Source organism: Rhizobacter sp. Root1221 (assembly GCF_001425785.1).
Lineage (GTDB): Bacteria > Pseudomonadota > Gammaproteobacteria > Burkholderiales > Burkholderiaceae_C > Rhizobacter.
The window spans coordinates 85,444-107,416 of sequence record NZ_LMDI01000016.1 but is presented as its reverse complement, the minus strand read 5'-3'; the positions used below and the strand labels follow the sequence as shown (position 1 = coordinate 107,416).

The following is a 21,973-nucleotide window of genomic DNA, read 5'->3' as shown; positions in this document are numbered from 1 at the left end:
GCCTCGCTTTCGTCAGTGGTTGCTTAGACACTTCCACTTTGGCACATCGATGCCGTTAGGGGTGGGGCGTCCATCCCATTGGCGCAGGCCGGGATCTCCACCTTCTCGCCGAACAACGGCTTTCCCGACCACCGCTGGAGATGGCTCAAGTGCCACCGTCGGCGTGCTTGGACAGGGTGCAGACCCCGGCCTGCGCCGGGGTGACGGCTTCGCCGCTCTTTGCCCACTGGCGCGCCGCGGCGTAGGTCGGCCATGATGGCCGGGGCGCGCACCGCTTTCTAGGCCCGCTCGGTCAGGAACGCGATTTCTTCCGCCGTGAACCCGGCCGCCGTGCGCGCCTCCACGTTGAACGGCGGCCGGATCTTCGGCGCCTCGTAGCGGTCGGCCAGCACGGGGTAGTGGGCGATCGGGTCGAACCCGTCGCGCCGGCACAGCCAGCGGTACCAGTGGTTGCCGATGGCCACGTGCCCCACCTCGTCGCGCAGGATGATCGCGAGGATCTCCACTGCCCGCGGGTCACCCGCCTTCGCGAACTTGGCCTGGAGCGGTGGCGTGGCATCGAGCCCGCGCGCCTCCAGCGTGCGGGGCACGAGGGCCATGCGGGCCAGCACGTCGCCCGCGGTGCGCTGGGTCATCTGCCACAGCCCGTCGTGCGCATCGAAATCGCCGTAGTCGAAGCCGAGCGATTGCAGGTGCGTGCGCAGCAGGCCGAAGTGCAGGGCCTCTTCGCTTGCCACGCGCAACCAGTCCACGTAGAACGCCACCGGCATGCCCGGGAAGCGGAAGGCCGCGTCGAGGGCGAGGTTGATGGCGTTGAACTCGATGTGGGCGATGGAATGGATCAGCGCCGCCCGGCCCTCCGGGGTGAACGGGCTGCGCGACGGCACTTCGCGGGCCGGCCGCAGGTGCGGGCGGTCGGGCCGGCCGGGCAGGCCGCCCGGGTCGGCAAAGACGGCCTGCGGGTCGATGGTGGCGGGGTCGAGCGCGTCGAACAGCGCGCGCGCCTGCAACGCCTTTTCGGCCGGATCGGTGAGGGTGAGCACCCCCAGGGCACGCTCGCGTGGGTTCATCCCTAGAATTATGGCTTTTGCACTCGGGAACGGACATGGCCATCTACCAGCTGGGCGACGAAGCGCCGGACATCGATCCCACGGCCTGGGTGGCCGACAGCGCCCAGGTGATCGGCGCCGTCACGATGGCCGAAAACAGCAGCGTCTGGTTCGGTGCGGTCGTGCGCGGTGACACCGACCACATCACCATCGGCCGCAACTCGAACATCCAGGACGGCTCGGTGCTCCATGCGGACCACGGCGTGCCGCTCGACATCGGCGACAACGTCACGGTCGGGCACCAGGTGATGCTGCACGGGTGCACCATTGGCGAAGGGTCGCTGATCGGCATCCAGGCCGTGGTGCTCAACGGCGCCAGGATCGGGCGAAACTGCCTGGTGGGCGCCGGAGCGCTGATCACCGAAGGCAAGGAATTCCCCGACGGGTCGTTGATCATGGGCACGCCCGCGAAGGTCGTGCGCCAGATGACGCCCGAACAGATCGCCGGCATGCACCGCGGCACGGCCCACTATGTGTTGAACGCCCGGCGCTTTGCGACGGGCTTGAAGAAGATCGGTTGAATGATGAGTGAATTGCACAAGTTCCTGTTCGAGGGCCTGCCGGTGCGCGGCATGCTCGTGCGCCTGACCGAAGGCTGGCAGGAGGTGCTCAAGCGGCGCGAAGAAGCGGGCGATGCGTTCCCGCCACCGGTGCGCGAGCTGATGGGTGAAATGGCCGCCGCCGGCGTGCTGATGCAGTCCAACATCAGCTTCAACGGGGCCATCGTGCTGCAGGTGCATGGTGACGGGCCGGTCAAGCTGGCCGTGGCCGAGGTGCAGTCCGACCTGGCGTTTCGTGTCACCGCCAAGGTGGTGGGCAACGTGCCCGAAGACGCGCGGCTCGAGGCCCTCGTCAATGTGAAGGGCCACGGGCGCTGCGCCATCACGCTCGACCCGCAGGGCCGTGTGCCGGGCCAGCAGCCCTACCAGGGTGTGGTGGCCCTGCATGGCGACAAGCGCGAGCCGCTGCAGAAGCTCAGCGAGGTGCTCGAACACTACATGCTGCAGTCGGAGCAGCTCGACACCAAGCTCATCCTCGCGGCCGACGACAACACCGCCGCTGGCCTGCTGATCCAGCGCCTGCCGCTGGAAGGTTCGCGCAACCTCGAGCGCGAGCGCCACGAGGACGAGATCGGCCTCAACGAGGCGTACAACCGCATCGCCCACCTGGCCGCCACGCTCACGAGCGAAGAACTGCTCACGCTCGACGCCGAAACCGTGCTGCGCCGGCTGTTCTGGGAAGAGGACGTGCGCCGCTTCGAGCCCGTCGAGCCCCGGTTCGCCTGCACCTGCTCGCGCGACCGGGTGTCCGACATGCTGCGCAACCTCGGCCAGGACGAGGTGGACGGCATCGTCATCGAACAGGGCAAGGTCGAGGTGGGCTGCGATTTCTGCGGCCGGCAGTACGTCTTCGACCCCATCGACGTCGATGAGCTCTTCATCCCGGCGCGCGACCAGCCGCCAGGTTCCACCTCGCTGAACTGAGTACCCCACCATGGCCTATGCCCTGCTGAAGACGGCCCACCTCCTTGCCGTGGTGGTGTGGCTGGGCGGCATGTTCTTCACCCACTTCTGCCTGCGCCCGGCGGCCATGACACTGCCGCCGCCACAGCGGGTGCCGCTGATGGCCATCGCGCTCGGCCGCTTCTTCCAGGCGGTGGCGGTCTCGATCGGGCTGATCCTCGTGTCGGGCGGCTGGATGCTGTGGCGCGTGGTGGTCACCACGAAACAGACCGGCGGCCCGTTCAACATGCCGCTCGAGTGGCACGTGATGGTGGTGCTGGGCGTGGCGATGATGCTGATCTTCGGGCACATCCGCTTCGCTCTCTACAAGCGGCTGCGGCGGGCCGTGGCCGCGCAGGACTGGCCGGCCGGCGGCGAGGCGCTCGCGTCCATCCGCGGCTGGGTGGCCATCAACCTGACCATCGGGGCGGTGATCGTGCTGGTGGTGCTGATGGGCACGGCGAACTAGCGTCATGCGGCCGCTCATGCACCGGCCACCACGAGCCGGTGTGCGAAGACGTCGATGGCGAGCGAGAACGTTCAGCGCATCAGCGATGCGATTTCCGCGGCACTCAGTGCGCCCGAGTACAGCCGGAAGTCCTGCAGACTGCCGTCGAGTGCCCGGTGGACATCGGTCCGGCCCAGCCGCCGGATTTGATCGCCGATCTGGCGCGGAGACAACAGGATCGAATCGTCCGTCGCCTCCAACTTGCCGTCCACGTAGAGCTTGGCCGTCGTGTCCTGCAGCGTCACGGCGACGTGGACCCAGAGGCCGGTTGGCAGGGGGGCGGGGGCCGTCACCGTCATTTCCCCCCTGCCCGCGCTGATCGAGAACCGCAGTCTGTCGGCCGCCGGCAGCAGAAGCATGTAATTCTGGTTGTCCTGGCCAACGAACATCAGGCAGCTGTCCCAGGCAACCGATTTCAGGTTGACCCACATCGCGAGCGTGAAGTCGTCAAGGTCCTGGAACAGGCCTGCAGGGAGCTCGACCGAGGACTCGTTGCCGTCCAGAGCGATTGCCTTGCCGGAGGAGCGCCCATTGCCCCACCCGGTTCCGCTGGCGAGTGCCGCATCCAACTGCACCTTGCGCCCCGCACCGTCTACGCGCCAACCCCGTGCAGCCTTGCCACTGCCGTCGTCAAGCGGCATCGCATACCGCAGCTCGCCCGGCAGCACGATGCGCACCGCCGTCGATGACCGGCCACTGTCCGCCTTGTCCGCGCCGAGCGCCGTGACCCGGTAGAACCAGGTGCCGGCCGGTGGCGTGTCGGCGAGCGTCAGGGTCTCGCCCGACTTCGCGGTGCCGATCACACTGAACGGGCCGTTCGCCGCTGTGCTGCGGCCCACCTGGTAGCCCGTCGCGCCAGTGCTGCCCCACCACGACAGCACGGCACGCCCCCCCACGCCGACCGCCGTCAGGCCGGATGGCGCCTTCATCGGGCCGGCATAGGGCGCGCGACGGTGCGTGAGCGTGGTGAACATCAAGTCGTCACTGTTGGCCCACTGGTTCGACTCGCAGAGCGCGATCATCCGCTCGACGTTGGGTGCCGCCAGCCCCATTCGGTTGACGTAGTGGTTGTAAATCGGCTCCCAGGCGCCGCGAAAGTTCTGGAACGACTGGTTCACGCTTTCTCGTTTGGGCACGAACGGCATCGGGTACGTGTTGCCGGCCTCGTCTTTCAGGTTGCATCGGGCAACGTACTCGGCCGCCGCGAGGAACCGGTTGTTGTGCAGTGCGTAAAGGTCGTCCCCCTGGTTCCACGCCATCTCGAGCAGCACGCCGCCGAGCGACATGCCCAGCGTCGCATGGCCCTGGTCGCGCCCGGCCTCCTGCCACTGGCCGAAGTGGCCCGGGTGCATGAAGTAGACGCCGTGTACCAGGGCACCGGTATTGAACGTCTTCCGGTCGTTGCCGCGGTTGTTGGCGGTGTAATAGTCGTACGCCTGCATGTACAGGTCGTGCCGGTCGCAGAAGATGCCGATGGCCATGGTGCCGCACAGCGCGGCCATGTCCCAGCTGGTATTGGCTTCGCGGTGCTGCCCCAAGTCCGTCACACCGGTGAGCCAGCCCGACGACAACCCGACGAAGACCTTGACCAGCATGTTCTGGAAGCGCGCCAGATTCTGCGGTGCCCAGCCCGGGTAGGTGCGCATGATCTCGCCGACCTGGGCCCATTGGTGGCCCTGCATGCCGCCCAGCAGGAAGCCGGTCCAGTCCTCGTGTGCGCCGGAGCCGGGAGGCTTCGTCCATACCTCCTTCAGCTTGCCGGACCAGGCATCGAGCGTCTCCACCGCCTTGTCGGCGTAGTCCGTGTCGCCCGACAGCTTCCAGCGCAGCGCAAGACAATAGGCGCGCTGTATGTCCCGGTACATGACGCCGGCGTTCGTTGCCCGGTACACGCCCTCCTGCGGGTTGGGCTTGGAGTCCAGGCTGGAGATGCTGTCTGCGCACATCTTGCTCCACCAGTTGGACCAAGGCTGGGCGCCGGCCACGATGTGCTCGCGGATGCGCGCGAAGTCGGCGTCGGCGAGCACCAGCCCGGGATGGCGGAAGGCGCCGGTCTGCGACGCGCCCATGGCGACCTTCGAGCCCGACGAGTCGGCGTCGGAGCCTGCCCTCGCATCGTTGAACTCGTCGCTGCCGAAGTCACAGGCCGGCAGTAGCGGCAGCATGGGAAACAGGCCAAGTCCCATCGACAATCTGCGGCGCGCTTGATCTGGGAGGACCTGCGCAACCTCGCGTTCAGTTTGGGTCTTGGACACGTTGGCTCATCCGGTTGGTGGGGGCAATGCACGTTAGGCGACGCGTGTCCACAAGTCTTGACGGAGTTCTGACGGAACGTCTCGTTACCCTGCTTGCCAGTTGGCGGCTCAGCTGACAGGTGCCAGGCCTTTCGTTGCATCGGCTTCTAGCCGATCGCCAGCCAAAGCCCCAGCGCCATCAGCACGGCACCGATGACCCGGTTCACCTGCTGCTGCCGCTGCAGCAGCCGGGCCCGCAGCGCCGCCTGCGAGAACACCACCGCCACCGCCGCGAACCACACCAGGTGCGCGCCCGACATGAAGAGGCCATAGGCCACTTGCACCGGCAGCGGCGTGCCGGCGCCCACCACCTGCGTGTACACGCTCAGCACGAACAGCGTGGTCTTCGGGTTCAGCGCATTCGTGAAAAAGCCGGTGCGCACCGCCTGCCACGCCGTGAGGCCGGTGGCGGCCGCCGCGCCGTCGGCCGCGGGACGCGCGCGGAACGTCGAGCACCCCACCCACACCAGGTACACCGCGCCGGCCAGCCGAATGGCCCCCATGGCTTGCGGCGAGTGGCGCAGCACCAGGCCCACGCCGAGCATCGTGTAGAGCACGTGCAACTGCACGCCAAGCGCCACGCCCAGCGACGCCAGCAATCCGGCCGGGCGCCCGTGCAGCAGGCTGTTGCGCGTGACCATCGCGAAATCGGCGCCGGGGCTGATGACCGCCAGCACGGTGAGGGTGGCCACGGCCAGCAGTTCGATCATGGGAAGCTCCAGATGGGGTGATGCGAGGTCACCGATTGTTCCGGACGCTACAAAGGTTGAATATCGAGATATCCTCACCCGCATGCGTGAGAAAAAATCACCGTTTGACGGCCGCGTGCCACCCCTCAACAGCCTGCGGGTGTTCGAGGCCGCGGCGCGGCTGGAGAGCTTCACCCGCGCCGCAGGCGAACTGCATGTCACCCATGGCGCGGTGAGCCGGCAGGTCAGCCAGCTCGAGGCGATGCTCGGGGTGCCGTTGTTCGAGCGCCGCAACCGGGCGGTATTCCGCACGCCGCAGGCCGATGTGCTGCTCGAGGCCTGTGACGCGGCCATGGCCACGCTGGATGAGGCGGTGCGCCGCGTCCGTGCGCCCATGGGGGCGCCGCCGCTCGTGGTGTCGTGCGAGCCCACGCTGGCCATGCGCTGGCTGATCCCGCGGCTGCCGGCGTTCCGCATGCAGCATCCAGGGCACGAGGTGCACCTCCTGGCCGCCGGCGGCCCGGTCGATTTCACCCGCGACCGGGTGGACGTGGCCCTGCGCCGTGACGACTTCCGCTGGGACGACGGCTGCCACGCCGAGCGGGTGGTGGCCGAGCAGGTGGGGCCGGTCTGCTTGCCGGCGCTGGCCAAGGCCCTTCGCAAGGGGCTGCCCGTGACGCTGCTGCATTCGCGCACGCGGCCGAACGCCTGGGCGCGCTGGCGCCAGCGGTCGGGGCACACCGTGGTGTCGGACACCACCACCCACTTCGAACACTTCTACCTCAGCCTCCAGGCCGCGGCCGCCGGCCTCGGCGTGGCCATCGGGTCGGCGTGGATGGTGGCCGACGACCTGCGCGACGGCCGGCTCGTGGCGCCGTTCGGGTTCGTGGCCGACGGCTCGGCCTACGTGATGCTGTCCATGGCGCCGTTCGACGGCGACCCGCGGCGTGCCGATTTCCTCGCGTGGGTGCGCCACGAAATGGCGTCCGCAGGCGACAATGCCGCCCAATCCCCACTGTCGAAAGTTCCCTGATGCGCTGGCACTCGAACCTGGTGATCGGTCAACCGTACTTCGTCGTCGGATTCGTCGACGAAAAGCTCACGGTGCCGTCGATCGGGTCGTTCATCTACATGGGCGTGGCCGCGCTCGATGAAAACTCCCCGTCGCGGCACTGCTTCCAGGACGCCCACTCGTTCCTCGCCGGCGAGGCTGAAGGCGTGCAGCCCAACTTCATTGCCCTCGACGACGACGCGCTCGACATGGTGGCCGACAAGGCCGGCCTCGTGCGCTGGTTGCAGGCCGACCACCCCGAGGCGGGCTGAACGTTGGCAGCCCGGGCCGCGTGGGTGGCAGGGCTTGCGCTGCTTGCCGGCGCCACGGCCCATGCGGCCGACGACATCGCCTGGATCTGGCCCACGAGTGGCGCGCCACCGGGCCCGCTGCGCGAGGCCGCGGTGCTGGTCGAGACCGTGGTGCTGCAGGGCCACGGCGTGGTCCGCCGGCCGCGCATGCAAGCGCTCGTGATGGCGCCGGGCGTGGCGGTCACCCCCGTGGTCCACGTGCAGGCCGGTGCGGGCAGCGGGGCGGTCTTCACCCCGGCCCAGCGCCACGCGGTGCTCGCCGCACTGCAACGTTACGCGCCCCGTGCCAGTTCGGGCACGGTGCAGCTCGATTTCGAAGCGCCGCCCCGCCAGCGCGAGGCCTACCTGGCGCTGGTGGCCGACGCCCGGCGGCTCCTGCCTCGCACGCTGAAGCTGAGCGTCACCGCGCTGGCGTCGTGGTGCCGCCAGGGCGATTGGCTCGACCGCATCGAGGCCGACGAGGTGGTGCCCATGCTGTACCGCCTGGGCCCCGAATCGGAAGACTGGCGGCGCCTGTGGCTGCACAACCCCGAGCGCCTGCATGCCCGTTGCCGCGGGCCCGCCGTCGGGTTTGCCGTGCAGGAGATGCCCGCGTCCCCCGTGTTCGACCGCTACACCCGCCGCTACTGGTTCCATGAACGGAACTGGTCCACTCCCTTGCCCACACCTGCCCGCCATGCGACTTGATTCCCGAGGGCTGCTAGCCCTGCTCGCCGCCGCCGCGACGTTCTCCGCCACGGCCCAGCCGTTCACCGTGGGCGACCCGATGGACCCGTTCGTGTCCCGGGGCCGCCCGGACGACGCGGAGCGTTTCGCGAAGGGCGACCTGGGCATCGTGCTGACGAGCTATGCCCGCGCGCCGCTGTACGAGGCGTTCCGGGCCTTGTCCCTCGGCCGTGCGGCCGTGGCCGGCGAAGACCACAAGTGGCAGCGCAACGCGCGGGACCAGGAAGGGGCGCTCGCCGCCTGGCTCGAGGCGCGCAAGGCGATCAAGGGCGAAGCCCCCCGGCGGGAGATCGACCTGTACCGGCTGCAGGCGCAGGACAGCCTCGGCTCGTTCATCAACTGCACGCCGGGCGCCTTCGAGCTCGCGACGCAGACGCTTGCCGACCTCAAGCGCGACGTGGGTGCGCGCGAGGTGCGCCAGTGGCTCGACGCGCAGGACAGCGTGTTCGAGTTCTGCACCCACGTGCCCGGCACACCCGGCAGCCCCGCCGTGCCTGCGCCGCTCGATGCCGGTGCACCGGCCCGGCTGCGGCAACTGCGGCAGTACCAGGAGGCGGCCGCGCAGTTCTACGGGGGCCAGTACACCCAGGCGCAGGCCGGGTTCGCGCAGATCGCCGACGTGAAGGATCACCCGCTGCGCGGCTGGGCGGCGCTCGCCAGCCTGCGCGCCACGCTGCGCGATGCCTCGCTCGACATGGTGTGGGAGCGCCGTTTCGGCGAACTGAACCGGGGCAGCCTGCCGGCGGCCGACAAGCAGGCCGCGATCTCGGCGGCCGCGAAGGTGCACAACGAGCGCCGCCGCGCCGCGATGACCGCCATCGAGACCCGCGCGGTGGCGATGCTGGACAACCCGGACCTGGCTGCGATGCACCCGGCCATCCGCGCGTTGTTGCGGCAGGCGGTGAGCATGCTGGACCCGTGGCGCGCCTACGGCCTGTACGGTGCGGAACTCGAGAAACTCGACCGCAACCCGTACACCCATGGTGTGCTGTCGAACTGGGAGGACCTGGGCGACCGGCTGCTGGACTTCGGCCCGCCCGGGCCCGACGTGACCCCGTTGCGCCAGCGTGCGGTGTACTTCGACTGGATCCGCACCGTGCAGGGCTGCGTCGACAACCCGGCGTCGCCCAACTTCACGGGGCGCTGCGACGACGAACACGCCCACGCACTCGACGAGTGGAAACGCACCGGCGCCCACGTGTGGCTCGTGGCCACGCTGGTGACGGCGCCCAAGGTCACCGCGGCCAACATCGGTGCAGTCGAGGCGGCGCTGCGGGTCGACGACAACGCGGTGGGCTGGCTCACGTTGCGCTACCACGCGGCCCGCGTGATGCGCGAGTCGGGCCGGCTCGACAGCGCCCGCGCGCTGGTGGACGGGGCGCTGGCCAGCGCCCCGAAGGACCGCAGCAGCGCGAACCTGCTGAAGCAGCTGCGCGTGGCGCTGAGCCCCGACCTGGCCGCCGCCACGCCCCACCTGGTGCGCAGCTACAAGGCGGCACGCAGCGTCAACGTGGTGGACATCGGGGCCGACGGCGACGAGCTGCTCAACCGGCGCCTCACCGTGAAGGACATGCTGGCACTGGCCCAGGCGCCCGCCACGCCGGTGCCGTTGCAGCGCCAGCTCGCGGTGGCGGCATGGTTCCGTGCCGACCTGCTCGACCAGTTCGACACCGCCGACCAGGCCGCCCGCGTGGCGCTGGGTGTCGTGCCCACGCTGCGGGGCATCCTCGAGGCCTACCTCGGCAAGACGGCGCCCGAGGACAAGCACGACGTGGTGCTGGTGGCCGCGGTGCGGGCAGGTGTGTCGCCGCTGGCCTTCCGGGCACCGCTCGCCCAGTTTGCACTGGCGCGCCGGCAAGGCACGGCGGGTGACGCCTGGTGCTGGTTCGATGCCCGGGGCCTCGAGAAGGTGCAACGCGTGCAGCGCCTGATCCCCGTCACGCTGGGCTCCGACCCGGCCCGCCGCGACGCCGAACTGGCCCAGCTCGCGAAGCTCGGCAGCGGCCCCCAGTGGTTCGCGCGCCAGTCCCTCGACTACGCGCGCCGCCACCCGAACGAGCCCAACCTCGCCTCGCTGATGAAACTCGTGGCCCAGTCCACCGCCACCGAGGCCTGCCCGCATCCCGAGGCGGCCGCGGTGAAGCGCGATGCGGAGCGCCTGGTGGCGAAGTAGGCAACGCCGCGGGGCCGGCTCCATCCGGTCGTTCCGTGATGACGGCGGCGGCGCGGACGACCAAGGGACCCCACGGACTTCGGTCGTACTTCACGCCCTCGTGCGCTGCAGCCCCCGCTGACACGAAACCGCGGCGCCCATGGTGACAATGGCGCCTGCCCAGGCCGCCTCATGGATCCCTTCACCGTCATCATCATGCTCGCCGTCCACCTCGTGGGCAGCGGCGCCCTGATGTTTTTCGTCTGGCGGTTGATGCCCGATGCGCCTGGCCTCGGGCGGTGGTGGGTCGCGAGCTGCCTGTTCGGCCTGGCTTACCTCGGGCGGCTCTTCGCCGGCGCCGAGGCCGTCGACGCGGCCGGCCTCCTCGGTGACGGCATGATGCTGCTGGCCGTGCTGCTGTTCAGCGATGGCCTGCGCGAGTTCGTGGGCCGGCGCGTCTGGCGCTGGCAGTTCACGGTGGGCCTGCTCGCCGTGCTGGTGGTGAGCGAGGCGGCCGCGGCCTGGGCCGGTGGCCCGCGCGCCCGCCACACCGTGCTGAACCTCTCCATCGGGTGCCTGTACGGGTTGATGGTGGGTCTGATTGTTGTTGAATTGCGCCGCCAACCGGCGCCGCTGCGCGCGCCGCTCCGGCTGCTGGCCTCGGTCCTTGGCGGCATGTGTGTGCTGGCGCTGGTGCGGTCGCGCAGCATCCATGGCGACGGCATGGGCGTGGCCTTCCACGGTGTCCTCGCGCAGGTCTTCTACGTCTACGCGTCGCTCGCCGCGGTGGTGGTGGGGCTCACGCTCGTGTGGATGCTGTTCTTGCGGCTCAACGGCCAGCTGGCCGACCAGGCCACCCGCGACGCATTGACCGGCGTGCTCAACCGCAACGGCCTCGACGAGCGTGTCACACGCCATTTCGAGCGCCGTGACGCACCGCCACTCACGGTGCTGCTCGTCGACATCGACCACTTCAAGCGCGTGAACGACTCGTTCGGGCATGCCACCGGCGACCTGCTGCTCCAGGCCGTGGCGCGCACGCTGGTGTCACAACTGCGCGCGGAGGACTTCGTGGCACGGGTGGGTGGCGAGGAGTTCCTCGTGGGCTGTGCCGGCGCACAGCCCGCCGTGGCGCTTGCACTGGCCCAGCGGCTGAACGAACGGGTGGGGCAGTTGCGGGTGGCTGCGGCCGGGGGCGTCGAGCACGTCACGTGCACCGTGAGCGTGGGGGTGTCGCGCTGCGTGCCGGGACAGGCCGACTGGGACGTCGGCACCCGGCAGGCCGACCTTGCGCTCTACCAGGCGAAGGCGGCTGGCCGCAACGGCGTGCGGCCGTTTCTCGATCCAGCCCTGGCCTAGTAGGAACCAGGCCCGACGCTGGGGACGGGACGGCCGGTTCCGTCTCGAAGCGAGTGCCCTCGCGAATGCCCTGGCGATTTGCAGTCCGCGGCTCGGGTTGCTGCCTACACCATCCCCTTGGTCTGGGTCATCGGTTGCATCTTCGCTGCCGTCCCCGCTGCCGCCGTCGTCATCGCCCTCGGCGTCATCGGTGTCGCCGTCATCGGCGTCGGTTTACACTGATCCCTCTAAGTCTCCGGGATTGTCTTCAAGCGCCGTGACGACTGCTCTCCTGGCACGTTCCTCCGAGGTGCCCAGAGGAAAACCGGCGGTGAAGTACCCGACCTGCCCGTCAACGTTCACTGTGAAAACCCACATCTCGGTGTCTTGTCTGGGCTTCTTATCTGCATTGAGGATTTCGACTGTGGCCACGTGGCGTTCCTCCATGAAAGCGCTGAAGCGGTTCGCTTGGCGGTTGACTGTGAACTAGGGTCTGTGGACACTAATTGCGCTGAAGCAATTTGAATGCGACAGTGATCGCATGGAGATCACAGCAGCCCAATTCGAGAAGGTCAAGCACTGTCTGCCAAGGCAGCGCGGCAACGTCAGTCTGACGAATCTGCAGGTGCTCAACGCCATCCTGTAAGTCGCTGAGCTTGGCTGCAAGTGGCGCGGCCTGCCCAAGCGTTTTGGCAACTGGCACACGATCTACACGCGCATGAACCGATGGGCGAAGTCGGGCGTGCTGGATCGGGCCTTCGAGCAATTGCAGCGCGCTCAGGTCGTGCAGATCAAGATCGAAGTCGAAGCGGTGTCGTTGGACAGCACGAGCGTGAAGGTGCACCCAGATGGCACCGGCGTGCCAAAAAAAACGGTCCGCAGGCTATCGGCAAATCCCGTGGAGGGTGGAACACCAAGATCCACCTCCTCGCGGCGGACGCGCGCACGGCCATAACCTTCTCGCTGTCACCTGGGCAAGCGCACGATGCGCCAGAAGGTCGCGAGTTGCTCAAGAGGCTCGGGGCGCCGAATCGCCCCTTGCACTTGCCCATGGATCGCGCCTATGAAGGCAACGAGACCCGCCAGTTGGCGCTTGATTTGGGCTTCACTCCCGTTGTGCCACCGCTGCGAACTCGCGTTGAGCCCTGGGAATACGACCGCGAGATGTACAAGCGTCGCAACGAGGTCGAGCGGTTGTTCCGCCGGCTCAAGGGCTATCGCCGCATCTAGCGCAAGCCGTCGGCGATAAGAGCGAAGCGTTCGCGAATGATGGGAGAGCAGTGCCTGCCGAAGCGTCGGTGTGTGCCAGCGGCCAGCTCCGCAGCACGCAGTTGTTCACGGTTTCGGCGCCGTACGTCCTGACACCATTGGTCATCAAATGATCATCGCGCTGTGACCACTGCGGCACCATCCATTGATAGATTCGTTACCGATCGGTTCGGCTCGGGCACCGGCCGCTACCTGATGCTGGCCCGCCGCTCGCGGTCGGGCCTGCTCCGCTTCGCCATCACCGTCAGCGGCACCTACGGCGAGCAGTTCGTCGAGAGCACCGCCGCCCCGCCGATCGGCCGCTGGGTGCACCTCGCGGTGACGCTGTCGGGACGGAGGGCGACCCTGTACGTCGACGGTCTCGCCGCCGGCGTGAACACGGACATGGCGCTGACGCCGGCGCAGGTAGGCCCCACGCCCAACAACTGGATCGGACGGTCGCAATTCGTGTCGGATCCGGGGTTCAACGGCCGGTTCAACGACTTCCGCATCTGGCGCAGTGCGCTCGACGCCACCGCGGTCGCGGCCCTGGCCGCGGCCTGATCAGGCGGCCGGGCTGTCGAGGCGTTGCGGGAGATCATGCACTGGTGGTCCGAGTCGTTTGGATTCAGTCGGAGTTGATACGAATGGCAAAGTTCGGAGCCTCGGAACGTGTTCTTGACAATCTCTTCGAAGTTCAGCTTTTGATCTTCAGCCGAGAGGTTCTTCTCAGGCGGCCTTCGCCGAGTCTGGCTGCTACTGTGAACTGATCGGCAACATCTGCGGATGCGGTCGAGAGCTCGAAGTGCACCGCAGTCCACGGCACGCAACATCCAACGCTAGCGTATGCCGTTTGCCTCCATGCCACGCCAGGACAGCGGGCCAATCGGTCGGAAACCAGGTGGCTCGTCATCGACGAGCGCGCTCACGAATGGGTCGACGGTAGAGATGCCGGCCAGCGACAGAAAGAAGCCGAAGTGGTTGGGGAAGTCGGGGTAGTCGCAGGCGATGGAGGATGGATCCTGATCTCGGCCACTTGACGGTCCGAGAACTGCGTTGCGGAAAAGCGAAGGTCTCTACAAGACGACCGCTGAGCGATGTGGCTGCGGAGCTCCTCTCGAAACCAGCAGAAGAGCGAATGCTTTGGGTCGAGGACGCTGCGCGTCGTTGCTGGAGCATTCTCGTTGGCTGGTAGTTCAGCGGATCGGCCACGGCAGAGCGCGAACGACAACATCACATCACACCAGCCATTTCATTGAGCAGTACCTGCACGAGTTCGCGGCCTTCCCGATCGCCGCGCGGCAATGGTCATGCCGCCGTCATGACTCGCGTACCGTTCCGGGCCACCATGGCCGCATGCAAACGTGGTGCGCAGTGCGCTGCGTGAGCCCACGCAGGAGTACAGCAATGCCACACATTCATCGCACGCGGGCCGCGTCGTGCAGGGTCCGATCGATCGCGCGCCGGCTCGGGCTCGTTATCGGCCTGGGTACTCTGGCCCACGCCGCCATGGCGCAGGAGGCCGAGATCCGCAAGGCGCTGGCTGCGCGCCTGCCGCCGTCGGTCGTCGTCGACGCGGTGACCCCCTCGCCGATCGAGGGGCTGTACGAGGTGCGGTCGGGCACGTCGGTGTTCTATGCCGATCGGCACGGCGACTACATCGTGCGCGGCGAGATCCTCGACACCCGCACGCAGATGAACCTGACGGAAGCCCGCATCGCGAAGCTCTCGAACCTCGCCTTCGCCAGCTTGCCGATCCAGGACGCCGTCGTCTCCATGCGTGGCCGGGGCACGCGCAAGCTCGCGGTCTTCGCCGACCCCGAATGCCCGTACTGCAAGCAGTTGGAGGCCACGCTGCGGGGGCGCGACGACGTCACCGTCTATACCTTTCTCATGCCGATCCTGGGGCCTGGCTCGATGGAAAAGGCCAAAGCCATCTGGTGTGCCGAGGACCGGGGCGCGGCCTGGGATGCCTGGATGCGCGAGGGCAAGTTGCCGGCCGCCCGGCCCGACTGCGACACGAGTGCGCTGGATCGCAACCTGGCGCTGCGCAACAAGCATTCTATCCGGGGCACGCCGACGCTCGTCTTCGAGAACGGCACGCGGACCAGCGGCGCACTGGGCGCGCTGCAGCTGGAACGCGAACTGGCCGAATTCGGGTCCATGCACAAACCGTAACCACTGATCATTGTTCCATCATGTCTTGCCGCGAGTCCACAAATACGATGAATCCGCTGGGACAGCGCGAATCGGCCGCCGGAAGCCGAACCTGTTCGAGCTCACTCCGTAATGAACGAGGACCGTACAAGCCATGAATGAACGACATCCACTTCCGACGACGGGCCGGGGCCATGCGGCCCTTGCACGCATTGCCATGTTCGCGGCGGGCCTGTGTGTCGCAGGCGCCGCCAGCGCGGCGAACTGCAGCGACCCGCCGGTCAGCGGAAACAAGTACTACGTCGTCAACAAGGACAGCGGCCTGCAGGTGGACGTGCACGGGTACTCCAAGGACAACGGGACGACCGTCTTCCTGTGGCATGGCAACGGGCAGGCCAACCAGCAGTGGACGCTGAAGGAGTTGAACAACGGCATCTGGACGATGGTCGCGGCGCACAGCGGCTCCGCGCTCGACCTGTACAACTTCGACTCCAGCGAGAACGCTCCGATCAAGCAGTGGGCCTATACGGGCAATCCCAACCAGCAATGGCTGATCTCCGCGGCGGGGGGCAGCTACACGATCACGTCGAACCAGTCGAAGAAGCTCCTGACGGCTGCCAACGACTCGGCGGGCACGCCCCTGACGCAGCACTCGCCGGGTTCCGGGCGGCAGAACTGGTACTTCAATCCGGTGGACGGCAAGTGCAGCGGCAGCAGCACGACGACCGGATCTTTCGGCAGCTTCATGGGCCGCACCAAGATCCTCATCGGCGGGCAGGTCAGCGACGACGACCTGAAGAGCGCGCCGTTCGACGTGTCCTACCAGTACATCCACAGCCAGCCGGCGCCGCGCGCCGCGTGCTATGAAAAGTGCGAGTCAGGCTGCGACGCGAACAACTGGTGGGGTTGCTGGGGGTCGAGCCAATGGGACAACTCGTCCGGATTGCAGATCACCTATGCCAATGCCCACCCGAGGGGCACTTCGGATCACCCCGTGATCCAGCAATACGTTTGGTACTCAGCCGAGGACATCGGCATTGCGCAAGGGGCCCTGGAGAAGCTGTACGCCGGCACCGACGGCCACAAGAACTACAAGGGCGCCATCAACAACAAGACGCTGTTGAAGGGCTACATGGATGACTACCGGTTCTTCCTGCAGAAGATCGGCAAGAGCCGCACCATGATCCACCTGGAACCCGACTTCTGGGGCTTCGTGCGCAACAAGACCGGCGACCACCCCAATGATCCGCACTTCGTGCCGGCCCAGGTGCAGGCTGCCAACCAGACCGACTGCGCGTCCGAGGAGAACAGCGTGGCGGGCATGACGAGCTGCCTGATCAAGATGGCCCGCGCCTATGCACCCAATTCCACGGTGGGGCTGCACTTCACCTGCTGGGACTGGGCGGATGACGATACGGCCACGAGCGGGCCCAAGGCGTGCGCCAAGTACTACCAGCAGCTCAGTGCGGGCAAGGGCGACTTCCTCGCGACCGACGTGACGGACCGCGACGCCGAATGGGCCGTACGGAACCAGTCGTGGAACGGCAAGAGCTACGTATGGGACGACGCGAAGTGGAACAAGTACGTCGCCATGATCAAGCTCGTGACCGAAACCATCGGCAAGCCCATGCAGCTGTGGCAGGTTCCCCTGGGCAACATGAACATGACGAACTATGACAACCATTGGCAGGACAACAAGGTCTGGTACATCTTCAATCGGATGACGGACCTGCAGAACGCGCACGTGTTCGCGATCCAGTTCGGTGCTGGCGAGTCGCACCAGACGCACACCGGAACGGATGGCGGATACATGGTGAATCTTGCGAAGAAGTACTACAGCCAGGGCGGCGTCTCGATGAAGTGACGCATCGGCTGCGCCGGCCGTGCCGACCCTGACGGCATGGCCGGCGCGTCGCAGCTGTTTGTCGACAAGGCCAAGGCTTCCGGCAAGCCGGTGGAAGTCCACGTGCTCACCGACTATGCGCAGGGCCCGGCCTGGAAGCGCGAGACCAACGCCCAGCAGCTTTCCCTGATCAGCGACTACCTGAGCGAGGGCCGCGGCGGCGGCGGGCTCTGATCCTGGCTCTGTCGCAATGGCAGAGAGCAATGGACCTGAGGCGGGGGCGAGGCGGAAGTCAGAAGGCCAGGCTGTAGAACAGCTCTAGTGAGGACATGACCTGGCCTTAGGGGCCGGCCCACTGGCCCTTGCGAATCACGTGCATGAGCACAATGCCGGCGATGATCTTGGGGTTCGTGTTGTTGGTCGTGCGGTCCAGGATGCGCATGAAGGTCACCCGGTTGGCAGCCATCGCCGGGATTCCGACTTGATGCTGACGGCCCGCGCAGGCACGGGCCCCACACGCCCAACAACTTGATCGGGCGGTCGCAGTTCACGCCGGATCCGGGGTTCGACGGCCGCATCGGCGACTTCCGGATCTGGCGCAACGCGCTCGACGCCACCGCGGTTCCGGCCCTGGCCTGAGCTCGCTGCAATTGCTCGAAGGCCCGATCCAGCACGCCCGACTTCGCCCATCGGTTCATGCGCGTGTAGATCGTGTGCCAGTTGCCAAAGCGCTTGGGCAGGCCGCGCCACTTGCAGCCATGCTCAGCGACATACAGGATGGCGTTGAGCACCTGAAGCCCTGCGGCGCATCGCGCTGACCGGTACGGAACTGGAGCGGGCCTAAACCGCCACCATCCGAACCGGGCTGCTCAAGATCGGAGCGGCCGTCGTACGCAACACCCGCCGCGTCAGGCTGCTGCTTGCAGCGCAGCACCCACTGAAGCCCTCGGCAACCGCAACCCCCATCCACCGGCCCCACGGCCGTCTTGATGAAATATCCGGGCTAGTGCAGTAGGGCCCTAGAAAAACGCCAGCCCGCCGGTGGCCGTGGACTGGCACACCACGGTGTGGTAGCCGGGCAGCACGGGATGGCGCGTGGCGACGGGGTGCGTGTGGGTGGCGGTGATCACCGCCACCGAGGCGCCCGCCGCTTCCGCCGCGGCGATGCCGGCGGGGGCGTCCTCGAACACCAGGCAGTCGGCAATGGGCACGCCCAGGCGCTGCGCGGCCAGCAGGAAGCAGTCGGGCGCGGGCTTGCCGTGGGTGACGTCTTCGGCCGTCACCATCGCGGGTGGCACCGGCAGGCCCGCTGCACCCAGCCGGCGTTCGGCCAGCTCGCGGCTCGCGGACGTGACGATGGTCCACCGGCCTGGCGGCAGCGAGGCGAGGAACGCCGCCGCGCCGCCAATGGGTTCCACCCCGTCGACGTCGGCGATCTCCCCGCGGGTGATGATGGCCGTTTCCGCTTCCACATCGATGCCGGGCAGGCCGAGCTGGCGCACGGTCTCGATGGCACGTTTGCCGTGGATGGTGGGCAGGAAGGCCTCGACGTCGACCCCGTGCCCGCGGGCCCAGGCGGACCACACACGTTCGGAGGCCCGGATGGAGGTGAGGAGGGTGCCGTCCATGTCGAACAGGAAGGCGGCGAAGCGGCGGTCGGGGAACAGGGCAGGTTGCACGGGTGGAAGGCTCATCGGGAGGTGAGGTGATTGGCCAGGCGATCAAAGGTGCCGCCGTACCCTTGTTCGAGCGACGGCTGCAAGTCGTCGAAGTATTGTCGTTCCGCGGGGAGTTCGCCAAACGGCTGCGCCTGCAGCGTGACCGTGGTGACCCCCGCCTGCTCGGTGAACGTGACGGTGTTCTGGATCTCGAGCGGGCAGCTGTCGGCGAAGGGCGCGCGGGCGATGCCACCGCGCGCGTTCGCAAACGAGTTGAGCCACACCAGCCGCCCGGGCCCCGCGATCTCGCGGTAGTTGAAGCGGCCCCACATGGTGGGCGCCTGGTCGAAGGTCATGCCGTAGTGGAAGAAGCCGCCCGGCCGGAACTCGAAGAGGACCACCTCGATGGTGCAGCCCGCGGGCCCCCACCACCGCTGCAATTGGCCGGCCTGGCTCCATGCCTGCCACACGGTGTCGCGCGGGTGGTTGAAGCGGCGGATCAACTCGAACACGATGGGGTCAGCGTTGGCGGCCATGGGGCTTTCCTTTCGGGGGCGGGGGTTGGGTGGATGCCAGGAAGGCATCGAGGCGATCGAAGCTGTCTTCCCACAGCGTGCGGTACACCGCCACCCACTGGGCGATGTGCTGCAGCGGCGCCGGTTCGAGCCGGCATGGCCGCGTCTGCGCGGCGCGGCCGCGCGAGATGAGCCCCGCCCGTTCCAGCACCTTCAGGTGCTTGGAGATGGACGGCTGGGTCAGCGCAAACGGCTCGGCCAGCTGCATCACGGTGGCCTCGCCCGAGGCCAGGCGCGCCACGATGGCGCGGCGGGTGGGGTCGGCGAGGGCGGCGAAGGCGCGGTTCAGTTGGTCGGGGGCCATTGCATGCATGATTATGAATATAGCCAGATGTGAATATAAGAACGACCACGACCGATGTCAACCCGATGGCCGTGCGGCTAAAGTGCGTCTTCCTTCCAAGGAGTGCCTCATGACCAACCCCCATGACCCGCCCCGTCGAACCCTTGCCGGCCGGTGCGGCTGCGGGGCCGTGCACTACACCGTGCCCGACGCCTTCGCGTACGCAGCCAACTGCCATTGCGCGAACTGCCGCCGTGCCACCGGGTCGGCGTTCAAGCCGTTCGGGGGCATCCTGCGCGGGCAGTTCCAGGTCACCCAGGGCGAAGACCAACTGATGCGCTACGGCAAGCCCGAGGGCCACGATGCGCGCTGCAAGGTGTGCGGTTCGCTGCTCTATTCGATCGTGCGCGACGGTGAGTATGTCCACGTGGCGCTGGGTTCGCTGACCGATGCCCCCACGCTGCGGCCCACCGCCCACATCTTCACGGGCTCGAAGGCGCCCTGGTACACGATCGGCGACGGCCTGCCGCAGCACGTTGGGCACGAGGGCGCTGATTGACCGCATTGCGCCAATGGCCCTGCGTCCGTCCTGCGTTCGGTTGATGGCCGTGCGCACGGGGCCTACAGTCCGTGGGCCGTGTTGCACGGTGTGGCCCGGGAGGCTCGCGATGAACAAGACCTGGAGACGTGCACTGGCTGCGGCCAGCCTGTTGGCCCTGGCCACACCATGGGCCGCCAACGCGGCGTTGGCAGAGTTGAGTTGGGGCGGCCGCTTCGGCTCCGGGTCCATCATCTACGACCGCGGGGCCGCTGACGCCGTCGATGCCGAAGGCCGGGGCTCGTTCCTCGATGCCATCGTCAGCTTCCACGTCGAGGGCATGAAGCTGCCCTATGGCTCCGGCGGCATCGTGCTCGAAGGCACCGGCGGGTCCATCCTCTCGCGCGACATCGTCACGCCTTGCAACTTCTTCCAGAACTGCGAATCCAGCAGCATGACCTTCCTGCTGGGCCGCTCGCACGCCAACGACCCGCTCAGCTACCGCCTGACCCTGAGCTTGCCGTTTGCGCTGGATGACCTTGACCTCATCCCCATCCGCGAAGACGGTCAAGTGGATACCGGTGGAGAAGGCTCGTCGATCGGCGGCATCATCCGGAACGAGTTCAACAGTCCCAGCGGCAACTTCTGGGCGGTCGGGTTCGGGGCGGGCCTCACGCACCGTTTGCTCGCCATCGCCGCGCCGGTACCCGAGCCCGAAACCTGGGCGCTGTTCGCGCTGGGCGGCGGGGTGCTGGTGTGGGCACGGCGGCGGAAGGCCGCCGGCACGGGTCTTCCGACAGCACGCACCGTTGCCGCAGCGTAGTTCGTCAGCGGGGTTTTTCCGGGGCGGCGCCGAGGTGGTTGGCGTTCGCCGTCGGGTACAGCGAGGTGGAAATGAGCGACACCACGTGGGCCCATTCCTCGTGGTCGAGCAGCTGTTCGGTCTGTGCCCGCAACAACGTGTCTTCCTGGTCCAGGTGCAGCAACACGCGGTTGCGGTGCTGGGCCAGCAAGGCCGCGCACTCGGCACCCGCCTCCGTCTCTCCACGCGTGAATGCATCGAGGCGGGCGAGCGCCTGATCCAGCACTGCGTCGTCCTCCTCGCGCTCCAGTTCCATCTCGTCCAGCAGGCGGTCGGCGTCGGGTGAACGCCCGCGCAGCACGCCCAGCAAGGCTGTGCCCTTGGGCCGGTGGGACACGTGGTCGAAGGTTCGCAGTGTGTCGATGAACTCCTTCAGGCGCGCGGGCTCGGGGCCCGCGACGCGCCAGGGACCGTCTCCCGCCTCACGCGCGATGGCGTCGAGGAGCCGGCGCATCTTCGCGTGATCGGCTTGCAGGATCGTCCATGCACACTCCGCGGCGAGCATTGGTGCTTCTCCTCGTTCCGGGTTGTCCGAGGTTCGGCCGCGGCGGGCCGGTACCCCTTCCAAACCACTATAGGCGCGGGCCGCACCGGCCGCAAATTGCCTTGCCTGCGGCACAGGCATCGGGGTGGCATGATGTTCCTCCGGACGGGCAGTCAGAAACGTCCGGCCGAACTTGCCGGGGTGCCCATGCGATGACGATGACCCGATCGGTTCCCGCGGCCAGCCCCGACGCCTACGTGGCCTCGCTCGCCGGATGGCAGCAACGCCAGGTGGCGGCCTTGCGTGCCACCGTCGCCCACACGGCGCCGTTGGTGGAGGCCATACGCTGGGGGCACCTGGTGTACGCCTCGAACGGGCCGGTGCTGCTCATCCGCGCCGAAACCGCTCGCGTGCTGCTGGGGTTCTGGCGAGGCCAGCGCCTGCGCGGCATCGAGCCGCGGCTGAAACCGGGCGGCAAGTACGAGATGGCCACGCTGGTGCTGGTGGCGGACACACCATTGGAACGCTCGACGGTGGTCGACCTGGTCCGGGCCGCGGTGGCGTTGAACGGGTCACTTGGTGACCCCACGGCACTGCGGTGAGCCGTGGCGGTAGAGTCGCACCCACACCATTCGCCAATCTCCG

25 protein-coding genes and 3 pseudogenes are annotated in these 21,973 nt (G+C 67.7%); 18 read left to right on the top strand and 10 right to left on the bottom strand.

The features are described 5' to 3' along the window. Positions 1–278: 278 nt before the first annotated feature. A complete protein-coding gene (locus ASC87_RS13935; protein ID WP_056662673.1) occupies positions 279–1,070 on the bottom strand; it encodes a ferritin-like domain-containing protein in 792 nt (263 codons plus the stop codon). Between the two features lie 35 nt (positions 1,071–1,105). Here ASC87_RS13935 and ASC87_RS13930 point away from each other — a divergent pair, with 35 nt between their 5' ends. From ASC87_RS13930 to ASC87_RS13920, 3 genes are read left to right on the top strand one after another with little or no spacing between them, the layout of a single operon-like run. Then, complete coding sequence (locus tag ASC87_RS13930; protein WP_056662670.1) at positions 1,106–1,630, top strand: gamma carbonic anhydrase family protein; 525 nt, start codon at positions 1,106–1,108, stop codon at positions 1,628–1,630. Between the two features lie 3 nt (positions 1,631–1,633). Continuing rightward, a complete protein-coding gene (locus tag ASC87_RS13925) occupies positions 1,634–2,593 on the top strand; it encodes an Hsp33 family molecular chaperone HslO (protein WP_056662682.1) in 960 nt (319 codons plus the stop codon). 10 nt (positions 2,594–2,603) lie between these two features. Then, on the top strand, positions 2,604–3,080 hold the full coding sequence (locus tag ASC87_RS13920; protein ID WP_056662667.1) for a CopD family protein: 477 nt from the start codon (positions 2,604–2,606) through the stop codon (positions 3,078–3,080). Between the two features lie 71 nt (positions 3,081–3,151). Here the strand turns inward: ASC87_RS13920 and ASC87_RS13915 are convergent, their stop codons facing one another. Further along, complete coding sequence (locus ASC87_RS13915) at positions 3,152–5,374, bottom strand: LamG-like jellyroll fold domain-containing protein (RefSeq protein WP_056662664.1); 2,223 nt, start codon at positions 5,372–5,374, stop codon at positions 3,152–3,154. Positions 5,375–5,520: 146 nt separating this feature from the next. Beyond that, positions 5,521–6,123, bottom strand: a complete 603-nt coding sequence (locus ASC87_RS13910; protein WP_056662661.1) for a LysE family translocator — start codon at positions 6,121–6,123, stop codon at positions 5,521–5,523. An 82-nt stretch (positions 6,124–6,205) separates the two neighbouring features. On the opposite strand from ASC87_RS13910, the gene ASC87_RS13905 reads away from it, so the two are divergent. The 5 genes from ASC87_RS13905 (at position 6,206) to ASC87_RS13885 (ending at position 11,701) form a co-directional block, all read left to right on the top strand. After that, positions 6,206–7,135, top strand: coding sequence for a LysR substrate-binding domain-containing protein (locus tag ASC87_RS13905; RefSeq protein WP_056662657.1), 930 nt, complete (start codon positions 6,206–6,208; stop codon positions 7,133–7,135). Continuing rightward, a complete protein-coding gene (locus tag ASC87_RS13900; protein ID WP_056662654.1) occupies positions 7,135–7,425 on the top strand; it encodes a hypothetical protein in 291 nt (96 codons plus the stop codon). The genes ASC87_RS13905 and ASC87_RS13900 overlap by 1 nt, the downstream gene beginning before the upstream one ends. Before the next feature lie 3 nt (positions 7,426–7,428). Further along, on the top strand, positions 7,429–8,151 hold the full coding sequence (locus ASC87_RS13895) for a hypothetical protein (RefSeq protein WP_157604036.1): 723 nt from the start codon (positions 7,429–7,431) through the stop codon (positions 8,149–8,151). Beyond that, positions 8,141–10,363 (top strand): hypothetical protein, encoded by a 2,223-nt coding sequence (locus ASC87_RS13890; RefSeq protein WP_056662648.1) that lies wholly within the window; start codon positions 8,141–8,143, stop codon positions 10,361–10,363. Before ASC87_RS13895 ends, ASC87_RS13890 begins: the two co-directional genes overlap by 11 nt. Positions 10,364–10,534: 171 nt before the next feature. Next, positions 10,535–11,701, top strand: coding sequence for a diguanylate cyclase (locus ASC87_RS13885; protein WP_056662644.1), 1,167 nt, complete (start codon positions 10,535–10,537; stop codon positions 11,699–11,701). A gap of 213 nt (positions 11,702–11,914) precedes the next feature. Here ASC87_RS13885 and ASC87_RS33220 read toward each other — a convergent pair whose 3' ends face one another. After that, on the bottom strand, positions 11,915–12,112 hold the full coding sequence (locus ASC87_RS33220) for a hypothetical protein (protein WP_235582168.1): 198 nt from the start codon (positions 12,110–12,112) through the stop codon (positions 11,915–11,917). Between the two features lie 109 nt (positions 12,113–12,221). On the opposite strand from ASC87_RS33220, the pseudogene ASC87_RS31870 reads away from it, so the two are divergent. The 5 genes and pseudogenes from ASC87_RS31870 to ASC87_RS31865 form a co-directional block, all read left to right on the top strand. Beyond that, positions 12,222–12,907, top strand: a pseudogene (locus ASC87_RS31870) (IS5 family transposase); the annotation flags it as partial. A gap of 165 nt (positions 12,908–13,072) precedes the next feature. Beyond that, the gene (locus ASC87_RS13870) at positions 13,073–13,492 is read left to right on the top strand and encodes a LamG domain-containing protein (RefSeq protein ID WP_082568625.1); all 420 of its coding nucleotides are present in this window, start codon (positions 13,073–13,075) and stop codon (positions 13,490–13,492) included. Between the two features lie 945 nt (positions 13,493–14,437). Continuing rightward, positions 14,438–15,106, top strand: coding sequence for a DsbC family protein (locus tag ASC87_RS13865; protein WP_056662638.1), 669 nt, complete (start codon positions 14,438–14,440; stop codon positions 15,104–15,106). Between the two features lie 133 nt (positions 15,107–15,239). Next, positions 15,240–16,949 carry an RICIN domain-containing protein gene (locus tag ASC87_RS13860; RefSeq protein WP_082568623.1) on the top strand — a complete coding sequence of 570 codons (1,710 nt, stop codon included), beginning with the start codon at positions 15,240–15,242 and terminating at the stop codon, positions 16,947–16,949. 36 nt (positions 16,950–16,985) lie between these two features. Next, entirely contained in the window at positions 16,986–17,162 is a 177-nt protein-coding gene (locus tag ASC87_RS31865; protein ID WP_157604035.1) for a hypothetical protein, read from the top strand. 106 nt (positions 17,163–17,268) lie between these two features. Here ASC87_RS31865 and ASC87_RS33515 read toward each other — a convergent pair whose 3' ends face one another. After that, positions 17,269–17,394, bottom strand: coding sequence for a hypothetical protein (locus tag ASC87_RS33515; protein WP_255358928.1), 126 nt, complete (start codon positions 17,392–17,394; stop codon positions 17,269–17,271). Between the two features lie 62 nt (positions 17,395–17,456). Here ASC87_RS33515 and ASC87_RS33215 point away from each other — a divergent pair, with 62 nt between their 5' ends. Beyond that, positions 17,457–17,567 carry a LamG domain-containing protein gene (locus ASC87_RS33215; RefSeq protein WP_162255160.1) on the top strand — a complete coding sequence of 37 codons (111 nt, stop codon included), beginning with the start codon at positions 17,457–17,459 and terminating at the stop codon, positions 17,565–17,567. An 80-nt stretch (positions 17,568–17,647) separates the two neighbouring features. Here the strand turns inward: ASC87_RS33215 and ASC87_RS33785 are convergent. After that, a pseudogene (locus ASC87_RS33785) lies at positions 17,648–17,719 on the bottom strand (hypothetical protein); the annotation flags it as partial. 8 nt (positions 17,720–17,727) lie between these two features. Here ASC87_RS33785 and ASC87_RS31860 point away from each other — a divergent pair. Then, a pseudogene (locus ASC87_RS31860) lies at positions 17,728–17,943 on the top strand (transposase); the annotation flags it as partial. Positions 17,944–17,947: 4 nt separating this feature from the next. On the opposite strand, the gene ASC87_RS13855 reads toward ASC87_RS31860, so the two are convergent. Genes ASC87_RS13855 through ASC87_RS13845 form a run of 3 tightly spaced genes read right to left on the bottom strand, consistent with a single transcriptional unit; the run spans position 17,948 to position 19,465 of the window. Next, complete coding sequence (locus ASC87_RS13855; protein ID WP_235582167.1) at positions 17,948–18,607, bottom strand: HAD-IA family hydrolase; 660 nt, start codon at positions 18,605–18,607, stop codon at positions 17,948–17,950. Between the two features lie 11 nt (positions 18,608–18,618). After that, the gene (locus ASC87_RS13850) at positions 18,619–19,122 is read right to left on the bottom strand and encodes an SRPBCC domain-containing protein (protein ID WP_056662628.1); all 504 of its coding nucleotides are present in this window, start codon (positions 19,120–19,122) and stop codon (positions 18,619–18,621) included. After that, positions 19,106–19,465 (bottom strand): helix-turn-helix transcriptional regulator, encoded by a 360-nt coding sequence (locus ASC87_RS13845; RefSeq protein ID WP_056662625.1) that lies wholly within the window; start codon positions 19,463–19,465, stop codon positions 19,106–19,108. The genes ASC87_RS13850 and ASC87_RS13845 overlap by 17 nt, the downstream gene beginning before the upstream one ends. Positions 19,466–19,574: 109 nt before the next feature. Between ASC87_RS13845 and ASC87_RS13840 the strand changes: the two genes are divergently transcribed. Together ASC87_RS13840 and ASC87_RS13835 are read left to right on the top strand one after the other, a co-directional pair. Then, entirely contained in the window at positions 19,575–20,003 is a 429-nt protein-coding gene (locus ASC87_RS13840; RefSeq protein ID WP_056662622.1) for a GFA family protein, read from the top strand. 109 nt (positions 20,004–20,112) lie between these two features. After that, complete coding sequence (locus tag ASC87_RS13835; RefSeq protein WP_056662619.1) at positions 20,113–20,805, top strand: PEP-CTERM sorting domain-containing protein; 693 nt, start codon at positions 20,113–20,115, stop codon at positions 20,803–20,805. Positions 20,806–20,809: 4 nt separating this feature from the next. Here the strand turns inward: ASC87_RS13835 and ASC87_RS13830 are convergent, their stop codons facing one another. After that, on the bottom strand, positions 20,810–21,349 hold the full coding sequence (locus tag ASC87_RS13830) for a hemerythrin domain-containing protein (protein WP_056662616.1): 540 nt from the start codon (positions 21,347–21,349) through the stop codon (positions 20,810–20,812). 197 nt (positions 21,350–21,546) lie between these two features. Here ASC87_RS13830 and ASC87_RS13825 point away from each other — a divergent pair, with 197 nt between their 5' ends. After that, positions 21,547–21,930, top strand: coding sequence for a DUF1801 domain-containing protein (locus ASC87_RS13825; protein ID WP_235582166.1), 384 nt, complete (start codon positions 21,547–21,549; stop codon positions 21,928–21,930). Positions 21,931–21,973 lie beyond the last annotated feature (43 nt).

Coding starts and splice junctions, on each gene's coding strand:
- ASC87_RS13905 (WP_056662657.1), top strand. CDS start 6,206: ATGCGTGAGAAAAAATCACCGTTTGACGGCCGCGTGCCACCCCTCAAC.
- ASC87_RS13845 (WP_056662625.1), bottom strand. CDS start 19,465: ATGGCCCCCGACCAACTGAACCGCGCCTTCGCCGCCCTCGCCGACCCC.
- ASC87_RS13830 (WP_056662616.1), bottom strand. CDS start 21,349: ATGCTCGCCGCGGAGTGTGCATGGACGATCCTGCAAGCCGATCACGCG.
- ASC87_RS13920 (WP_056662667.1), top strand. CDS start 2,604: ATGGCCTATGCCCTGCTGAAGACGGCCCACCTCCTTGCCGTGGTGGTG.
- ASC87_RS13835 (WP_056662619.1), top strand. CDS start 20,113: ATGAACAAGACCTGGAGACGTGCACTGGCTGCGGCCAGCCTGTTGGCC.
- ASC87_RS13890 (WP_056662648.1), top strand. CDS start 8,141: ATGCGACTTGATTCCCGAGGGCTGCTAGCCCTGCTCGCCGCCGCCGCG.
- ASC87_RS13930 (WP_056662670.1), top strand. CDS start 1,106: ATGGCCATCTACCAGCTGGGCGACGAAGCGCCGGACATCGATCCCACG.
- ASC87_RS13910 (WP_056662661.1), bottom strand. CDS start 6,123: ATGATCGAACTGCTGGCCGTGGCCACCCTCACCGTGCTGGCGGTCATC.
- ASC87_RS13850 (WP_056662628.1), bottom strand. CDS start 19,122: ATGGCCGCCAACGCTGACCCCATCGTGTTCGAGTTGATCCGCCGCTTC.
- ASC87_RS13825 (WP_235582166.1), top strand. CDS start 21,547: ATGACCCGATCGGTTCCCGCGGCCAGCCCCGACGCCTACGTGGCCTCG.
- ASC87_RS13865 (WP_056662638.1), top strand. CDS start 14,438: ATGGCGCAGGAGGCCGAGATCCGCAAGGCGCTGGCTGCGCGCCTGCCG.
- ASC87_RS13885 (WP_056662644.1), top strand. CDS start 10,535: ATGGATCCCTTCACCGTCATCATCATGCTCGCCGTCCACCTCGTGGGC.
- ASC87_RS13860 (WP_082568623.1), top strand. CDS start 15,240: ATGAATGAACGACATCCACTTCCGACGACGGGCCGGGGCCATGCGGCC.
- ASC87_RS13900 (WP_056662654.1), top strand. CDS start 7,135: ATGCGCTGGCACTCGAACCTGGTGATCGGTCAACCGTACTTCGTCGTC.
- ASC87_RS31865 (WP_157604035.1), top strand. CDS start 16,986: ATGGCCGGCGCGTCGCAGCTGTTTGTCGACAAGGCCAAGGCTTCCGGC.
- ASC87_RS33515 (WP_255358928.1), bottom strand. CDS start 17,394: ATGGCTGCCAACCGGGTGACCTTCATGCGCATCCTGGACCGCACGACC.
- ASC87_RS13925 (WP_056662682.1), top strand. CDS start 1,634: ATGAGTGAATTGCACAAGTTCCTGTTCGAGGGCCTGCCGGTGCGCGGC.
- ASC87_RS13935 (WP_056662673.1), bottom strand. CDS start 1,070: ATGAACCCACGCGAGCGTGCCCTGGGGGTGCTCACCCTCACCGATCCG.
- ASC87_RS13840 (WP_056662622.1), top strand. CDS start 19,575: ATGACCAACCCCCATGACCCGCCCCGTCGAACCCTTGCCGGCCGGTGC.